This is a genomic window from Sorangium sp. So ce302 (assembly GCF_051530145.1).
Taxonomy (GTDB): domain Bacteria; phylum Myxococcota_A; class Polyangia; order Polyangiales; family Polyangiaceae; genus Sorangium; species Sorangium cellulosum_B.
Genome location: NZ_CP150326.1, coordinates 4,438,193 through 4,453,798 on the forward strand (window position 1 = coordinate 4,438,193; position 15,606 = coordinate 4,453,798).

A 15,606-nucleotide genomic window follows, 5' to 3' on the forward strand; every position below is an offset into this window, starting at 1 on the left:
CTTCGAAAGAGCGACGAAGTCAGACCCAGCATGGTGGCCCACCGCGAGCTGCGGGCAGGGCGTTCCCCGGAACAACTTGGATAGGTGAGCTCAGGCTCACGTTGGGAAGGCAATATGGGCGGCGTAGACGTCGGCGACGGTGGCGGCAAGAAGCGGTCGACGAACAGCGATATCAACATGATCCCGTTCATCGACCTGCTGATGGTCACGATTGCATTCCTGTTGATCACGGCGGTCTGGGTCACCAACTCGCGCATGAACGCGGACGCCCAGGTCCCTGGCCCTCCGGACCCGAACAAGGAGCTCACCCCGCAGACGCCGGAGAAGGTGCTGAACCTGCACATCGGCGAGAGCGAGTTCGGGCTCGTGTGGAAGCAGGGCGCGACGGTGGTCAACGAGGTCAAGGTGAACAAGTCGCCCGTCGAGATCGGCGACGCGAGCTCGAAGATCGTCCGCTACCCCGAGCTGGCGAAGCGGATCGAGGAGGAGTGGAAGACCCACGGCGGCCACCGGGATCCGAGCGACAAGAAGCTCGACCAGGCCATCCTCCACACCGACAACCGGACGCCCTTCAAGGAGATCGTCGCGGTGCTCGACGCGCTCTACGCGCCCAAGCGCGAGATGCGGCTGCCCGATGGGAACAAGCAGGTCCCCGTGTTCAACATGACGTTCTCGGTCCGCTGAGGCAGGAGCGCGCACATGGATAGGTTCAATCCGAAGCACCACAAGAACCCCCACGCCCACGTGATCCACCAGCCGGGCCGCCGGCTGATGAAGGGCGTGCCGCTCCGGTTCGTGTGGAACAAGGTGTCCGGACACGGCGCTCGCAGCCCGAACGCGGGGCTCAACCTCGTGAGCTTCATCGACTTCCTCGTCGTGACCGTGATCTTCCTCCTGATGTCCTTCTCGGCGTCAGGCGAGATCGCCGTCGACAAGAACGTCAAGCTCCCGAAGGCGGAGAACGTCGAGGACGTCATCGACGCGCCGATGGTCGCCGTGAACGGCAACCAGATCCTCGTCGACGGCGCCCTGGCCGGGTCGACCCGCGCGATCGAGGAGCTCGGGCGGCTTCAGAAGATTGACGAGCTCTTCAACCTGCTCAAGAACAAGCGCGAGCTGTGGAAGCAGGTGCAGCCGAACAAGCCGTTCCCCGGCGTGTGCATCCTCCAGGTCGATCAGAACGTGCCCGCGCTGGTCGTGAAGAGCGTGTTCCAGACCGCGGCGTTCGCCGGTTACCCGAACGTCAGCTTCATGGTCAGCAAGCTCCCGAAGTCGCAGTGATCCCGGCTTCTTGACCTATCGAGCACAGAAGGATGGGGCACGCCGGGCGACTCCCGGCGGCCTCGGTCACCATGGAACGTGGTGGCTCCAGCGGCGCGCTCGGCGCGGCCTTCGCCTCTACGCGGCTCGCGTGGAGGAGGCTGCCTTGCTCGGGTGATCGGGCTGGGGCCTCCTGCGTGGAGCCTCTGCTATGTCCTCTGAACAGCCGCCCCGCGAGCGCGGCCTGCCGTCGGTCTACAAGGCGCGCGAGGCGCGCTCCAAGATGCGCTGGCCCCCGGCGAAGTTCTGGGGTTACACGGCCCTCGTCCTGGCGGTCTCGGCGATCCTCCACTGGAAGTGGTCGCAGGGGCAGATGGAGAGCGCGCGCCAGAAGCTGATGGCGCGCCAGCGTGCGGTCGCCGTCGAGCTCGGCCCGCGCTGGTTCCCCATGCGCGAGCGCGTGGAGGGCTGGACCCTCGATCTGGCGCGGAGCGCCGGCGCCGATCTCGTGGATCGGGAGGCGCTCAAGACGTGGAATTTCCGTGAGCTTGCGGGTATTTACCTGCGCCTCCGGGTAGACGAGGCGACGGGCGCCGACGCCGTCCGGAAGAACGCGCAGCAGTCGCTCCGCGACGCGTTCACTGCGTGTCTCTTGCGTGTGCCGAACCCGAACCCGCTGGCCGGCGCGGAGTGCAAGCGCACGCGGGACTGCCCCGCGGGCGAGTACTGCAACGAGGCGGAGCGCTGCTCCAGGCCCGCGCAGCCCTTCAACCTGCGCGTCGCCTACCGGACGATGCACGTCCTCTCGGACGAGTGGGTGCGTGACGCACAGGATGCCTCGAGCGAGCTCCGCTTGCGGCTGCTGGAGTCCAGCTTCGAGGACACCATGCGCGACGATGTTCCGCTCGCGGCGGAGCTCCTCACGCGGGCGCAGTATTACCTCCTCGTCCTCGACGAGCCGGCCGAGGGAGCGGCGAGCACCGAGGCGTTGCTCGGGGTGCCGCACATGGCGCGGGTCGGGGTATGGCGGCTGTCGGACGGCAAGCCCATCCTGCGGGTGCGCCGCGAAGCGAGCGGCAATCTCATCGGCGGGACGCCCTCGATCGAGGGGAGCGTGCTCGACGCACGGCAGCGGCAGGCGAACAGCTGCGCGCTCGCGCTCGCGGTGCGCGAAGCGATGGGCGACACCACGGCCGCGGTCACCGAGCCGCAGTGACGGCGCGCCGCCCCCGCGGCGTGCGTGCCGCTCATCGCGCCTGCGCGCGTGAGCTCGCCTCGTAGCCCGCGTCGCCGCGTGAGCTCACGCGCGCTGCCGCGCCGCAGCGCGCGCTGCCGCGTCAGCGTACACGCGCGCCTCGGAGGAAGTCTCGCGCGACGATGTGCAAGTCCGTGAGGTTGTGACCTGTCGGGCCCGTCTCGACACGCGTGCCGAGCGCGCGGTGAACGACAGCGTCGTCGAAGCGCGCGAGCGCGGCGTCGATCGTGCGGTCGTCCATCGCGGCGGCTGCCGCGCGGGCAACGGCCGCTCCCGCCGCGCCGGAGCTGCCGTCGACGCCGTCGGAGGCCGCGCAGAGGAGCGCGACGTCCGGTGGCAAGCCGCGCAGGGCAGCGAGCGCGATCCATCCTGCGCGGCCGCCGGCGCCGCGGTGGGCCGACAGCGCCAGCGTCGGTTCGCACGGGATCACGGCCGCTTCACCGGGAGCGAGGGTGCGCGCGAGCGCGAGGCGACGCTCCACGATCGCGCGTGCGTCGCCGTCCTCGGCGGGGGCGGCGGTGGCGCGGAGCCCTGCCCTGCCGGCGAGGGCCGCCGCCACGCGCTCCGCGAGCTTGTCCGGATCGGCGAGCACGCGCGCTTCCAGGCGCCGCGCGTCCGCTGGCTTCAGCGACTCGCTGAACGCGGGCGTGAGCCGCGCGAACCGAGGGGCCCAGCGATCGAGCGCGGCGAGCGCCTCCTCCACGCGCGTCGGGTCCGGGACGGTGGGGCCCGAGCCGACGTCGTGCGGGAGTCCACCCACGACGTCGCTCATGAGCAGCGTCAGCACGCGCGCCGGGGCCGCCGCCGCCGCGAGCCGCCCACCCTTGATCCGCGACAGGTGGCGGCGAACGAGGTTGACGTCCTGGATCGGCGCGCCTGCTTCCAGGAGCTCGGCGACGACGGCCTGCTTGTCCGCGAGGGACACACCCGGAGGCGGCGCGGCGAGCAGCGCCGAGGCGCCGCCGGAGAGGAGGGCGATCAACAGATCCTCGGGCCCGAGCGCGGCCGCGATGGCGAGGGCCGCTTCGGCCGCGTCCACGCTGTGCGCGTCGGGGATGGGGTGCGCCGCGCGCATCACGCGCAGCGGGCGCAGCGCGGTCTCCTCGGGGTCGGCCAGCGATGTCGTCTCATCGCGCGCGGCGAGCGCCGGGGCCGCGACGGTGATGACGAGCCCTCCAGCGATCCTGTCACCCCAGCAGCGGAGCGCCCCCTGGGCCATCCCGGGCGCCGCCTTCCCCGCCGCGATGACGAACACGCGGCCGCGGTGCGCTTCGGCCTCGGCGTCGAGCGCGCGCTCGACGAGCCCAGCTGGGTCGAGCTCTGTCAGCCCGGCGCGGAACGCGGCCACCAGCGCCGCGCGCAGCTCGCCGAGCGCGGCGCTCAACGGGTCCTCGCGCCGACCACGCCGCGCTGCGCCGCCCCCTGGGCGGGGGCGCGGTCGCCTGCGTCGACGAGGTGCGCGCGGAGGACGTGATGCCAGCCGAGCGTGACCGAGAGGAGCGCCCGCTGCGCATCGCGCGGGCCATCGTCGCCCGAGAGCTCCGGCCCGCGAAAGCGGAGCGCACCCCGCAGGCCGAGGAACGGGCCCGTGGCGTCTCCCAGGAGCGGCACGTCGAGCGACAGCGAGAGCTCCAGCCCGGGCTCCGCGGCGAGCCCGGCTCCGGGCGGCGCTTCCCAGAACGAGCCCACGCCGAGCGCCACGGAATCGATGAAGAGGTCGAGCCAGGGCGCGCTGCGCTCGAGATCGCTCGCATAGCGGGCGAGGAAGAGCGGCTGGATGAAGACGCCGCTCGCGATCGAGCGCGCGACGGGCGCTCCCTCTGCGCCGAGCGCGTCGGTGTAGTGCGCGTACACGCCGGCGGTCGAGAGGTACACCGCGGCGCCGCGCGCGCAGAGCGCCGGACCGCCGTCCGCGAACGAGGCGCCCGCGCCCGCGCGCAGATCGAGGTCTCCGTCCAGCCGGCCGTACGCGCCGTCGCCTTCCGCATGTGCCGTGGACGCCACCGCGAGCACCGCGAGCGCTGCGACGCTGGCGAGCGCTCTGGTGATGGCGCGGCGCGTGGGCTCGGACGATCCACGGGCTGCCTTGTTCCTGGTGGTCATCACCGTATCAGCGCCTCCCGCACCGTATCCCGCAGCTCGGGCGCGAAGAGGAGCCGGGTGCGTGTCATCGTCTCGTTGCGCAGCCGATCCAGCAAGAAGGACACCTCGGCGGGGCGCCGCGGACGCCCTTTGGAGTAGACGACCATGAGCGACCCGTCGTCGGCGTAGGGCGTGTCCTCGGCCACGTCGACGCCGACGTACACCTCCGGGTCGAGCCCGGCGCTCTGCGCGATCTCGCGCACGGTCTCAAGCGCTGCCGCGCGCCGGGCGTCGCGCTCGGCCGGCGACTCGCCGGGCTCCGGGAACAGCTCGACCGACTTGAAGAGCGAGCGCACGCGCAGGCGGCGGGCGAGATCGGACAGCACGGGATCGGGCGCCGCTTCCCACGCATGGATGGCCCCGAGCAGGACCTGATCGTCGAGCTCGAGGTACTGCTCCAGGGTGGGCATCTCACCGACGGCCATCGCGGCGACGGCCGCGGGGACCTCGGGGATCCGGTCCCCGGCGGCGAGGCGGGTGACGACGCGCCGGAGGATGGCGCCGATCATCCACTCCGCGCTGCGCGTCGTCTTGTGGAAATAGACCTGCTGAAACATGAAGAAGCGGGCGAGCAGGAACGACTCTATCGCGCTCATCCCCTTCGTCCCGTCGATGGCGAGCGCGGGCGCTGGCGGGGCAGACGCGGCGCCGCCGCCGGGCATCTCCACCTGGACGTCGCTGAACCTGAGGCTGCGGAGCAGCCATGGCAGGTCGTACTCGCCGTACCTGACGCCCGTCGCGTGCGCGTCGCGGAGCAGGTAGTCGCAGCGATCGACGTCAAAGGTGCCGCTCACCGCCTTGGCGAGGTACGGCAGCTCGTGCCGTCCGCCGATGAGGTCGGCGACCCGCTGCGGGAGGTAAGGATCCTGGCGCACGAGCACCTGGTGCACGTCCGAGGACGGGTCGAGCAGGATGCGCTCGGTCCAGCGCTCGTGGTGGAGCGCACCCGGCATGGCTTCCTCGAAGAGATGCGACAGCGGGCCGTGGCCGAGATCGTGCAGGAACGCTGCGGCGATCGCGTCGCGCGCGCGGTCGCTGGTCACTCTCTGCCAGAACGGAAGGTCGCGATCGATTTGACGGAGCCTCGCGATCAGGAGGCGCATCACGTGGGCGGCCCCGAGCGCGTGCGAGAAGCGGGTGTGCTCGGCGCCCGGGAAGGCGAGCGACGTCAGCCCGAGCTGACGGATGCGCCGCAGCCGCTGCACCTCGCGAGCGCCGAGCAAGCGCGGAACGATGGCCGCTTCGCCGCTCTCGAACTCGATCAAGCCGTGGACTGGGTCGCGCAGAATCAAGATGGATCTCCACTCGACGCCATGGGCGCAAACGGCGCCGAGTCACTCAGGAGTCGCCTGATGGCGTCGATCTGCGGGCGTGCGCGCAGGGGGGAGGGCTCATTGCTTCGGGCGTGCGGTGTGGAGCACAGCATGGTGCGCCTCGAACAGGGGCGGGAAATCAAGGAGGTATGCGACGTTCCCACGTGGGCCCGCGGGAAGGCAAGCGCGGCTCGTCGCCGAGCCTTCCTGGTGAGCGATCCAGCGAACCGGTCGGCTCCGCCTGACGAGGACGGCAGGCGCGCGCCATCGAGGCGCCATGAGCGTGGCGTGCGACGGAATCCGCGCGACGGGGCCAGCCACGCCGAGGCGGAATCGCGCGGCGGACGTCGTGCGGCCGACGTCGCGGACGTCGCCAACGTCGAGCGAGGGGCCAATCGTGTCGAGCGTCGCGTGAGGCGAAGGCGCGCGTGGCGCACCACGGCACCGCGAACGCTGTCCCGCGGCCGCATGCGATTGCGTACGAGCGCGTGTGATTGCGTGCGGTTGCGTGCGGCTTCGTGCGGTCGCGGTACACGAGACGAGCGCGCGAGATGCGCGGCTGAGATGCCTGAGGCGAATCGGGCGAACAGCGCGTGACCATGCGAGGAACGTGCGAGGAACGTGCGAGGAACGTGCGAAGAACGCGCGACGACGACGTGAACCACATCGGGGTGAACAGACGAGGAACAGGCGCGAACAGACGAAGGGCAGACGAAGAACAGACGCGAACAGACGCGAACAGACGAAAAGGAGGCGCCGCGATGCCAGCGAGCGAAATTGTGATCGGAGAAAATTGTGTTCGGGGGAGGAAAGTGCTCGATTTCTTGAAGCTGGACGAGCATCCTGGTGTACGGTAGGAGGCTGACTATTCCGTTGGTTAACGCGGGTCATCGGATATCCGGGAGATCAAGTCGAGCGCATGACCACGACCAACGGACGACAGTCGGGGCGGGAGCATCCTGCAGATGAGGAGCAAGGTCGGGTGACACGCGAATCGGGAGGCATGGCGAGCAGTGATGATGCTGAGCTCGACGAGTCGCCGAGGCGGCTCGACGCCATCCTCCGCGCGCTCCCAGAGTCGGAGCTCAAGGGCCTCATCACACGCATGGGGATCCGTATCGATGCTGCGAAGCGCATCGACGCGCCTTCCCAGGCGGCGCGGGCGCTGGTCGGCCTCCCCGACGTGCGCGACCCGTCGCGGCTCCCGACCGCCAGCCGCGAGCTGCTCCATCGCATCGCCGAGGCGGGCGGCGTGCTCGTCGTCCCCTCGCTCCCGGCCGGCCTCGAGCCGCTCATCGCCCGTGGCGTCGTCTACGCGCGCAAGACCGGCGAGGGCATCGAGCTCGTGCTCCCGGCGGCGTTCCTGGTCCAGCTGAAGAGCTGGGAGAGCGAGGATCCTCGGGCGATCCGGGCGCTGCTCGCGCAGGCGCCCTTCGAGACGATGAGCGCGATCGCGACGCACTACCTCGGCCGCCCGGCCACGCCGCCCATCGCGCTGTCCCTCGAGAACGCGTGGGAGACGCTGAGCGATCCGGAGCGGCTCCGCGAGGAGATCGATCGCCTCGCGCCCGTCGAGCGCCGCCTGCTCGAGTCCATCGAGGCCGTCGGCGGCGAGGTGGACACGCAGGAGCTTCTCGATCTGGAGCGGGAGCCGATGCGCCTGCGCAGCGCGAGCGGGGTGACGGCGAGCCGCCGCGGCGCGGGCTTCGCGCTCGAGCGCCGCGCCTTCCTCATCCCGATCCATCCGAACCGGCACGTCGTGCCGACCGAGGTGGCCGCCATCGTCGGCGCGGATCGCCGCCGGATGCGCGAGAAGCGGCGCGAGCAGATCCGGTCGTTCGTCCTGGAGGAGGATCACGCCCCGCGGCGCGCTCGCTTCGCCTCGGATCCCGGGATGCTCGCGCTGGCGCTCGCGTACTGCGTGCGCGAGCCCGGCAGCGACGTGCGCCCCGGCGTCGGGACGCCGCGCTCGCTGCTCGTCCGGCTCGCGCAGCGCTTCGGGCGGGACGTCGAGGGCGTCGCGCTCGTCGCAGCGCTGTCGCGCGCCGTCGGGCTCTGGGACGCATCCGCCGCGTCGCCGGCGACGCCGCCCGGCTCGCTCCAGGTGCAGGAGCTGACGCCGCTCCTGTTCACGACGTGGCGCCGCGGCGGCGCGTGGGATGAAGCGCGCGCCGAGCGGGAGGTGCTCCGGGTCGCGTCGGACAACCGCGACGCGAGCCCGATCGGCGCGCTCCGCGAGATGGTGCTCGATGCGCTGCACGACCTCGGCGAGGGCCGCTGGGTTCCCTGGCAGTCGCTGCAGGGCTACCTGGCGGCGGACGAGCGCATCGCCGGGGTCGAGCGGCTGGTCCGCCGCTGGGCCGAGCGCGCCTCGGTCGAGGCGCCGGAGGTCCCCGACATCACGCGGCGGATCGCGCTGGAGTCGCTGCCGGCGCTCGGGATCATCGATCTCGGCGGGGCCGAGGACGTGGCCAGCGCGGAGCTGGCGCTCCGGCTGACGCCGCGCGGGCGGGCGCTCCTCGCGGGCTCCGCGCCGAGCTCGGACAACAGCAAGAGCAAGTTCGTCGAGGCGCACGCGCTGCGCGTCGGCCTGAGCGCCAAGGTCGCTGCCGTGCTCGGGCTCTCGTCGTTCGCGGAGATCGGCCGCGTCGGCGATCAGATCGATCTCCTGCTCACGCCGCCGTCGATCGCGCGTGCGCTGTCGGTGGGCCTCGACAGCGACGCCCTGCGCTCTCGCATCGAGGCGGTCGCGCCGCTGCCGGACACCATCTCGCGCATGCTCATCCAGGCGAGCGTCGTCATCGGCAAGGCGAGCTTCGTCGGCGCCTCCGGCTTCCTCTGGATCGAGGATCCCGAGATCCGCGAGCTGCTCCGCACGCGGAGGCCGGCGGCCGAGATGTTCGTCGATCCGTCGCCCCCCTCGGGCTTGCTGATCGAGGCGGGGGTCGATCTGGAGCGGCTCATCCGTCGCTGCCGCGCGCTCGGCGTCGAGATCGAGGCCGATCTCGGCAACCTCAAGGCGACGCGGCAAACCCCGGCGCACGGCACCGAGGGACCGCACCGGACCTCCTCGACGGCGAACATGCGCCGATCCCGGACTCCGCCGGCGCGCACCCGTTGAGCTCGCTGTCAACCGGCATCGAGAGGCCATGAGCGCGGGCCGACCGCTGAGCCGAACCTGAAGGAACGGCCTGGCGGTCATCGGCGCTCACAATCGGACCGGAGGGGCGCGTCGTCTGCGGTGCGGCGGTGCGTGAGGCGCGCAGGCTGGCCCTGGGCTGCGCTTGATTCCGCCTGTTCCGCGCCGGCGTCCCACCTGGGAGGCGGTTTTTCGCAGCTCTTTGCATTCCTGCGGCGTGAGGGGAATCGCTTCGGAGAAGCGCGACGTGTATACCTTAGCTCGATGGCGTCCTCCTCTGGTGAGCCGGACTCGACCGAAGGAGAAGTCTCGGTCGGCCCGGAGACGGCTGCGTTTCCGCTCGGCCCGGGGGAACCGAAGGCTGACAACGTCTACACGATTGCGCCTGGCACCGTCATTGCGCGCAAGTACCGCGTCGAGCGCACGATCGGCCGTGGGGGCATGGGCCTCGTGGTCGAGGCGCTGCACCTCGATCTCGATACGCGTGTCGCCATCAAGTTCCTGCTCCCGGAGTTCATGTCGTACACCGAGGCGTCGGAGCGGTTCATGCGCGAGGCGCGTACGGTCGCCAAGCTGCAGACGCACCACGTCGTGCGCGTGCTCGACGTTGCCGCGCTCGACAGCGGCGAGCCGTACATGGTGATGGAGCTGCTCGACGGCGTGGACCTCGCGGGCCACGCCGCCGAGGCGGGCACGCTCGCGATCGGCGAGTGCATCGATCACATCGTCCAGGCGTGCGAGGCGCTCGCGGAGGCGCACGCGCTCGGGATCGTCCACCGCGATCTGAAGCCGGCGAACCTGTTCCTGACGAAGCGCCCGGACGGCGCCCCGCTCATCAAGGTGCTCGACTTCGGCGTCTCGAAGATCCTCACCGGCGACACGGGCAACGTCTCGCTCACGCAGACGACCACGATCCTCGGGTCCGCGCTCTACATGTCCCCCGAGCAGATGCGCTCCTCGAAGAGCGTCGATCCTCGCACCGACATTTACGCGCTCGGCGTGTGCCTCTTCGAGATCATCGGCGGCAGGCCGCCGTACGTGGCCGACAGCTTCCCCGAGCTGTGCGCGAAGATCTACACGTCGCCGCCCGAGGCGCTCCAGGACCTCCGCCCCGAGGTGCCGGAGGGCCTCGTCGAGGTGATCGAGAAGTCGATCGCGCGCGAGCCGGAGGATCGCTTCCAGTCGATCGCGGAGTTCGTTCAGGCGCTCGCGCCGTACGCCGCTCCGGGCACGCGCACGACCATCGGCGGGATCCTTCGCCAGCACGCCGTGGAGCTCGATCTGCCTCCGCCAGCCTCGCGGGCGGCCATGACGCGGACCTCGCGCGCCTCGCGCACGAGCAGCGGCGGGCCGTCGGTGAGCGACAGGGGCGCGCGCACGGGCAGCTCTACGCCTCCGGTGGAGGAAGAGGCCCCGCGCCGCGGGCGCACGCTGCTCTACGTGGGGGTCGGTGCCGTCGCCGTCCTCGTGGGCGCGTGGGGCGCGCTCCAGTTCCAGCGCAGCCGCTTCGCCGTGGGAGGGAGCGAGGCGACCGCTCCGGCGGACGCGCCTTCGTCAGGCGACACCGCGGCTCCCGGCGCGCCGACGGCGACGGCGCCTCAGGCGCCAGACACGGCCGCCGCGATCCCGACGGTGGCTGTCCCTGCGGCCACCGCAGCGATCGCTGACGCGGGCGCGAGCGCGGCGAGCGCGAGCGAGGTGGACGCAGGCGCATCGGATGCGGGCGTCAGCTCCACCGAGACAGCGGCGGATGCGGGGAGCGGGCCGTCCGCAGCGGGGACGGCGTCGCCGAGCGCCAGCGCTGGCAAGCCGCCGCGCGCCGGCGCGGGCGGGCGAGGGCGCACGCGCCCAACGGAAGCTGGGGGAGCTGCCGTGGATGCGCCGGCGCCACCGCGCACCGTCACCCCGACCGTGAACGATGATCTCTCGCTGGAGACATGCACCGCCACGATGCCGGACGGCTCCAAGAAGGTCGTCCCCTGCAAGTGACGCGCGCCGGGGCCGCCCGTGTGCGGCGGGGGCTCTCCGGTCACGCCGGGATCGCGGCCGGATCGCTGAGGATCGCGCCGGTGAAGCTGGGGCGCAGGTAGAAGCCGCGCGGCAGCGCGGCGATCATCTCCCCGTCGCGTCCGAACGCGAGCGTCCGCGAGCGCCCGCTCGCGGCCTTCGGCCGCACCTGGAGCCAGCGCCCCGCGTGCGCGGTGAGCGCCTCGACGGCGCCGATGCCGATGAGCCCCATCAGGTCCTCGAAATCGGCGCGCAGGACGCGCTCCTGCGCGTCCGTCGGCTGCCAGAGCCGCGGGGCGCCCAGCCGTCGCTCCTCGCTCGGCCGGCCCGGAGCGGCGATGATCGGGACCCAGAGCACACAGGCGAGCTTCGCGCGAGCGCGCGACGTCTCCCACTCCGCACGATCTGCGTCCGACAGCGAGATCGAGCAGACGAACGTCGACTCCTGCGGCGCCCCGGTGACCTCGACGGGGATCGTCTTGAGCTCGATCCCGAGGTGGGGAAAATCGGGCCTCGATGTCGAGCCGGCCGTCGCGCCGAGCGCGCGCTCGACGAGCGCGCCGGCGGCGCCCTTCGTGCGCACGCCGCCTCGGGGCACGGCGCAACCGAGCGCGCGTGCGAGATCGGCGAGCGTCAGGCCGGCGAGCGCGGCCGCCCGGCACCGGAGCTCGGCTTCGTCGCGAGGCGGTTTCAGCGCAGAGATCAACGACGCCGCCCTTAGAGCATCGCGGGGCGCGACTCCAGCGCCCAGCCGCGATCGAGAAAGGTTGGCCGCCGGGGTGCGCCGGGACGTCGATGGGGATCGAGCAGCGCTGACCCGGGGGCCATGGCGGCCTGATACGCGGCCCCCCCGAACGCGCCGCCGAGAAACAACCTACTGCTTAAATCCTTCTTTGAGCCGACAGGATTCAGAGGAAAAACGCATCAGGAACTTCCTGTATGGACTTTCCGAGGTCCACAGGTGCTGGGCCTGGCAGCCCGCTCGTCGTCGAGCGGCCATCTCAGGTCAGCGAGCTGGCCGGTGATCCGCAGCAGCATTTCCCTCAGGGAGGAGGCGTTCGCGCGATCGTTCGGGTTGTGTCGTAAACAGGCATACATGAACGCCGCGATGTCTGCGGTCCTCGGATCGTCGGCGATGCGCTTGATCGGCGCAGGGAGCCCGTCGTGCGTGACGTGCGCCGTGATGAGCGCGACCTCGGTGGGCGCGTCGAACAGCGTCTTGCCGGTGAGGATCTCGTAGGCGAGGCAGCCGAAGCTGTAGACGTCGGCCGTGAGCGGGGTGGGCGTGACCCCGGCGGGGACGACGCCCCAGATCTCCGGGGCGCCGTAGCATCCGGTGGCGCAGCCGGGGCGGATGTGGCGGCCGGCGAGGCCGAAATCGACGAGCACGGGTTCGCGTCCCCCTCGCAGGATCACGTTCGTCGGCTTGATGTCGAGGTGTCCGACGCCGACGGCGTGCATGGCTTCCAGCCCGGCGAGGATGCCGTCGAGCAGCGCCACCGCGCTCCGCGAGGTGAGGCCTCGAGCGTCGAGCAGCTTGTCGCAGCGGATGCCCTCGATGAGCTCCATCACGAGGATCGGCTTGGGGCGGGCGCCCGCGTCGAACGTGACGAAGCCGGCGAGGTTCGGGTGATCGGGCAGCGAGAGCAGCGCGCCCGCCTCCTCCCGGAACAGGCGGAGGAAGTCGGCTTCCGAGACGCTCCTGGCCGCCGTGTGATCGTACTCCGGCACCTTGAGGGCGAAGCGCTCCGCCGACGGATCGTGTCGTTCCTCGGTGCGGGTCACGACGAACACCGTCCCCAGCGAGCCGCCGCCGAGCTGGCGGTGCACGTAGAAGCCGCCGAGCGTGCGCCGGCTCGGCAGCCACGCGGGCAGCGGCTGCTCGGGCAGGGCGACCCCGCTTGGCGCGCTCTGCCGCCGGACCGGGAGCAGCAGGACGCGCGGCACGACGAGGGCGACCACATCGGCGAGCGCGCTCGGATGCTCGCGCGCGCGGCCGAGACGAGCGCCTCGATCGGCGCGGCGACGCTCGGCTCCGCGTCGCCTTCCTCCTGCAGCGCGACCTCGATGGCGAGGCGCAGCGGCTCGGTCGCGCCGGAGGGCGCGGAGGCCGGGTGCTCCCCGCAGCGCCGGCGCGCGCCCGCGGTCAGCTGGGCGAGGCGCGTCAGGGCCTCCTCCAGGGCGGCGAGCGGCGAGGCGTCCACGTCGCCGTCACCCGCGCCGGTCAGCGCGCTGAGCGCGCGGGCCGCGTTCAGCGCTCCGAGCGCGCGCGCGAGGCGGGCGAGCGCGCCCCGCACGATCTCCGTGCGTTGCGACGCGCCCGCAGGGAGCGCCGTGACGAGCGCCTCGATGGCGGCGATGCGCTCGAGCGCCACGCGCGCGCGCTCGGCCTCGGCGAGCTCCGCGTCGAGGCCGCCTTGCCGGGTCGACCGGCGCGAGGCCGCGGCGTCGCCCTCCGGCGCGCGCGCGCCGCCCTCGCGCCCGCCGCGCGCGAAGCGCGCGTAGGCGCGCAGCAGCTGGGCGACATCCGGGTGCATGCTCGCCTGACCGAGCACGTCGAGGTCGTCGGGGTCGCCGCCGCGCATCGCCGCGTGCAAGAAGATGTCGGCCGCGTCGGCGGCGCCTTCGCGCACGAGCGCGTCGAGGCCGCGAGCGACCGAGGCGGCGATGGCGCGGCGGAGCGACGAGCCGCGTTCGGCGCGCAGCCGGTCGAGCAGCACGCCGATGGCGCCCGTCCAGCGGGCGAGCACCCGCGCCTTGAGCTCTGGCTCGCTGCCGAAGTCGGTGCTCTCGCCGTCGATCAGGTGGATGAGCGCGCGCAGGTTGCGCTGGTGCACGGTGACGTGCAGGGGCGGCGAGGCGTTCGCCCGGGCGGCGGGCCCCTCGGCGCGGAGCAGCCAGCGGGCGAGCCGCTCGTCGAGATCGTCCAGGGACGCGACCCCGGTCGCGTCCTCGCTCGGCCGCCGGTTCAGGAGGAGGAGGCTCTTCAGCAGGCCGGAGCCGAGCAGCTCGGCGTCCAGCTCGCGCACGAGCCCCACCGCGGCCCTGCGCGCCGCGGTGCTCTGCGCGTCGTCGTGCTCGCAGAGCTCGATCTCCTCGAGCGCGCCCACCACCTCGGTCGCGAGGGCGTAGGCCTCGAGCGCGCGGCCGTGCGCGTCGCGCGGGCCGGTCTCGACGAACGCCGCGACGGCGCTGTCGAGCGCGCCGCGCAGCAGCGCCACCCCGGCGCTGTCCATCGAGAGGTCGCGGTGGATGACGCACGCCAGCGCCGCGAGCCCGTCGTCGCGGACGTGCGCGCTGGGCGGGGCCTCGAGCGCGTCCTCGAGCGCGCGGGCGCAGCGCGCCGCGGCGCGGGCGCCGAACGGCTCGCCGCGGCTCATCACGCCGCGCAGCTCGCGCCGGAGCTCGACGATCGCCTCGGCGGTCGCCATCGGGGACGTGCGCGCGATCTCGTCGAGCAACGCGTCGGCGGCCTCAGGCTCCGCGTCGGCCGCGACGGGGAGCCCCCAGGCCATCGCCGTGGCGATCCCCGGGTCCGCGGCGAGCAGCGGGCTCCGGAGGAGCTCGATCGCGCGTCCGAGCGCGCCGTCCGGATCCACGGCGATGCTCGCGGCCAGCGACGCCGCGCCGCGCCGCCACTCGGTGGGGGAGAGATCCTGGGCGAGCAGCGCGCGCACCTCCTCGGCGAAGTCGGGCAGCACCCCGGCGAGCATCCCTCGCGCCGCGGCGACGTGGCGCCATACGAGCGGCTCGCGATCGGCGAGGAGCGTCTGCCAGGCGAGCGCGATCCCGTCGGCGCTGCGGTCGAGGTCGCGCCGCCGCCCGTCGCCGACGTTGCGGAACAGCCGGAGCGGGAGGTCGTCGCCCTGCATGGCCCGGCGGGTCGCCTCGCGGGCGGCGCGCTCGATCAGGCGCGCGGCGAGCCGTCGCTCCGGGAGCGAGCCGGTCGACGGCGCGGCGATCCAGTCGCGCGACAGCTCGCGCCGCGAGGCGAGCAGGAGCGCGAGCGGTTCGACCGGGATGTCGGTGCCGGCGGGGAGCCAGAGCGAGAGCATCACGCGGGCGCGGATCCCCGCCCCGGACAGGCCGCGGGCCGAGCCGGCCGCCATGCGCGTCGCGAGGGCGACGAACGTCGCTGCGTTGCCGGCATAGAGCTGTCCCAGGACGCGCCTGCCCAGCTCGCGCCGCTCCGGCCCGAGCGGGAGCGCCCCGGCGATCTCGTAGAGCGCCACGCTCGCCGCGGCCGGCGCGAGCCAGCTCAGATCGTCGAGCAGCCCGTCGGCCATGGCGGTCTGGACGCTCCGGAGCAGGCCATCCGGGCTGAGGGAGTCGAGCGGGGTCGATCCATCGAGCGCATCGACCAGCGCCAGCGAGGCGATCGTCTGCCGGAAGAGCGCGCGCCGGACGTTCGGGTCGTCGTGGGACGTGAGGTCGACGAGCCCTTCGAGGTATTCCGCGCGCGGTCGCATCGGCAAGTTGCGCAGTCTAGC

11 protein-coding genes are annotated in these 15,606 nt (G+C 72.5%); 5 read left to right on the forward strand and 6 right to left on the reverse strand.

Translation table 11 applies throughout. The features are described from left to right. The first annotated feature begins 114 nt into the window (after positions 1–114). The 3 genes from WME73_RS16865 (at position 115) to WME73_RS16875 (ending at position 2,476) form a co-directional block, all read left to right on the forward strand. Complete coding sequence (locus tag WME73_RS16865; RefSeq protein WP_437300011.1) at positions 115–684, forward strand: ExbD/TolR family protein; 570 nt, start codon at positions 115–117, stop codon at positions 682–684. A 15-nt stretch (positions 685–699) separates the two neighbouring features. Next, positions 700–1,281, forward strand: a complete 582-nt coding sequence (locus tag WME73_RS16870; RefSeq protein ID WP_020735583.1) for an ExbD/TolR family protein — start codon at positions 700–702, stop codon at positions 1,279–1,281. Between the two features lie 190 nt (positions 1,282–1,471). Then, the gene (locus tag WME73_RS16875; RefSeq protein WP_437746465.1) at positions 1,472–2,476 is read left to right on the forward strand and encodes a hypothetical protein; all 1,005 of its coding nucleotides are present in this window, start codon (positions 1,472–1,474) and stop codon (positions 2,474–2,476) included. A 121-nt stretch (positions 2,477–2,597) separates the two neighbouring features. Here the strand turns inward: WME73_RS16875 and WME73_RS16880 are convergent, their stop codons facing one another. The 3 genes from WME73_RS16880 to WME73_RS16890 are packed head-to-tail and all read right to left on the reverse strand — an operon-like array spanning position 2,598 to position 5,949. Then, positions 2,598–3,899 carry a DUF4147 domain-containing protein gene (locus tag WME73_RS16880; protein WP_437916337.1) on the reverse strand — a complete coding sequence of 434 codons (1,302 nt, stop codon included), beginning with the start codon at positions 3,897–3,899 and terminating at the stop codon, positions 2,598–2,600. After that, complete coding sequence (locus WME73_RS16885) at positions 3,896–4,618, reverse strand: hypothetical protein (RefSeq protein WP_437746467.1); 723 nt, start codon at positions 4,616–4,618, stop codon at positions 3,896–3,898. Before WME73_RS16885 ends, WME73_RS16880 begins: the two co-directional genes overlap by 4 nt. After that, entirely contained in the window at positions 4,618–5,949 is a 1,332-nt protein-coding gene (locus tag WME73_RS16890; protein ID WP_437746468.1) for an HD domain-containing protein, read from the reverse strand. The genes WME73_RS16885 and WME73_RS16890 overlap by 1 nt, the downstream gene beginning before the upstream one ends. A 1,024-nt stretch (positions 5,950–6,973) precedes the next feature. On the opposite strand from WME73_RS16890, the gene WME73_RS16895 reads away from it, so the two are divergent. Together WME73_RS16895 and WME73_RS16900 are read left to right on the forward strand one after the other, a co-directional pair. Continuing rightward, entirely contained in the window at positions 6,974–9,091 is a 2,118-nt protein-coding gene (locus WME73_RS16895) for a hypothetical protein (RefSeq protein ID WP_437916338.1), read from the forward strand. Between the two features lie 282 nt (positions 9,092–9,373). Further along, the gene (locus WME73_RS16900; RefSeq protein ID WP_437872346.1) at positions 9,374–11,098 is read left to right on the forward strand and encodes a protein kinase domain-containing protein; all 1,725 of its coding nucleotides are present in this window, start codon (positions 9,374–9,376) and stop codon (positions 11,096–11,098) included. A 40-nt stretch (positions 11,099–11,138) separates the two neighbouring features. On the opposite strand, the gene mutH is transcribed toward WME73_RS16900, so the two are convergent. The 3 genes from mutH to WME73_RS16915 form a co-directional block, all read right to left on the reverse strand. Next, the gene (gene mutH, locus WME73_RS16905; RefSeq protein ID WP_437746471.1) at positions 11,139–11,822 is read right to left on the reverse strand and encodes a DNA mismatch repair endonuclease MutH; all 684 of its coding nucleotides are present in this window, start codon (positions 11,820–11,822) and stop codon (positions 11,139–11,141) included. Between the two features lie 218 nt (positions 11,823–12,040). Continuing rightward, positions 12,041–12,946, reverse strand: coding sequence for a serine/threonine-protein kinase (locus WME73_RS16910; protein ID WP_437916339.1), 906 nt, complete (start codon positions 12,944–12,946; stop codon positions 12,041–12,043). Continuing rightward, positions 12,898–15,591, reverse strand: a complete 2,694-nt coding sequence (locus WME73_RS16915; protein WP_437916340.1) for a serine/threonine protein kinase — start codon at positions 15,589–15,591, stop codon at positions 12,898–12,900. Before WME73_RS16915 ends, WME73_RS16910 begins: the two co-directional genes overlap by 49 nt. Positions 15,592–15,606: the final 15 nt, after the last annotated feature.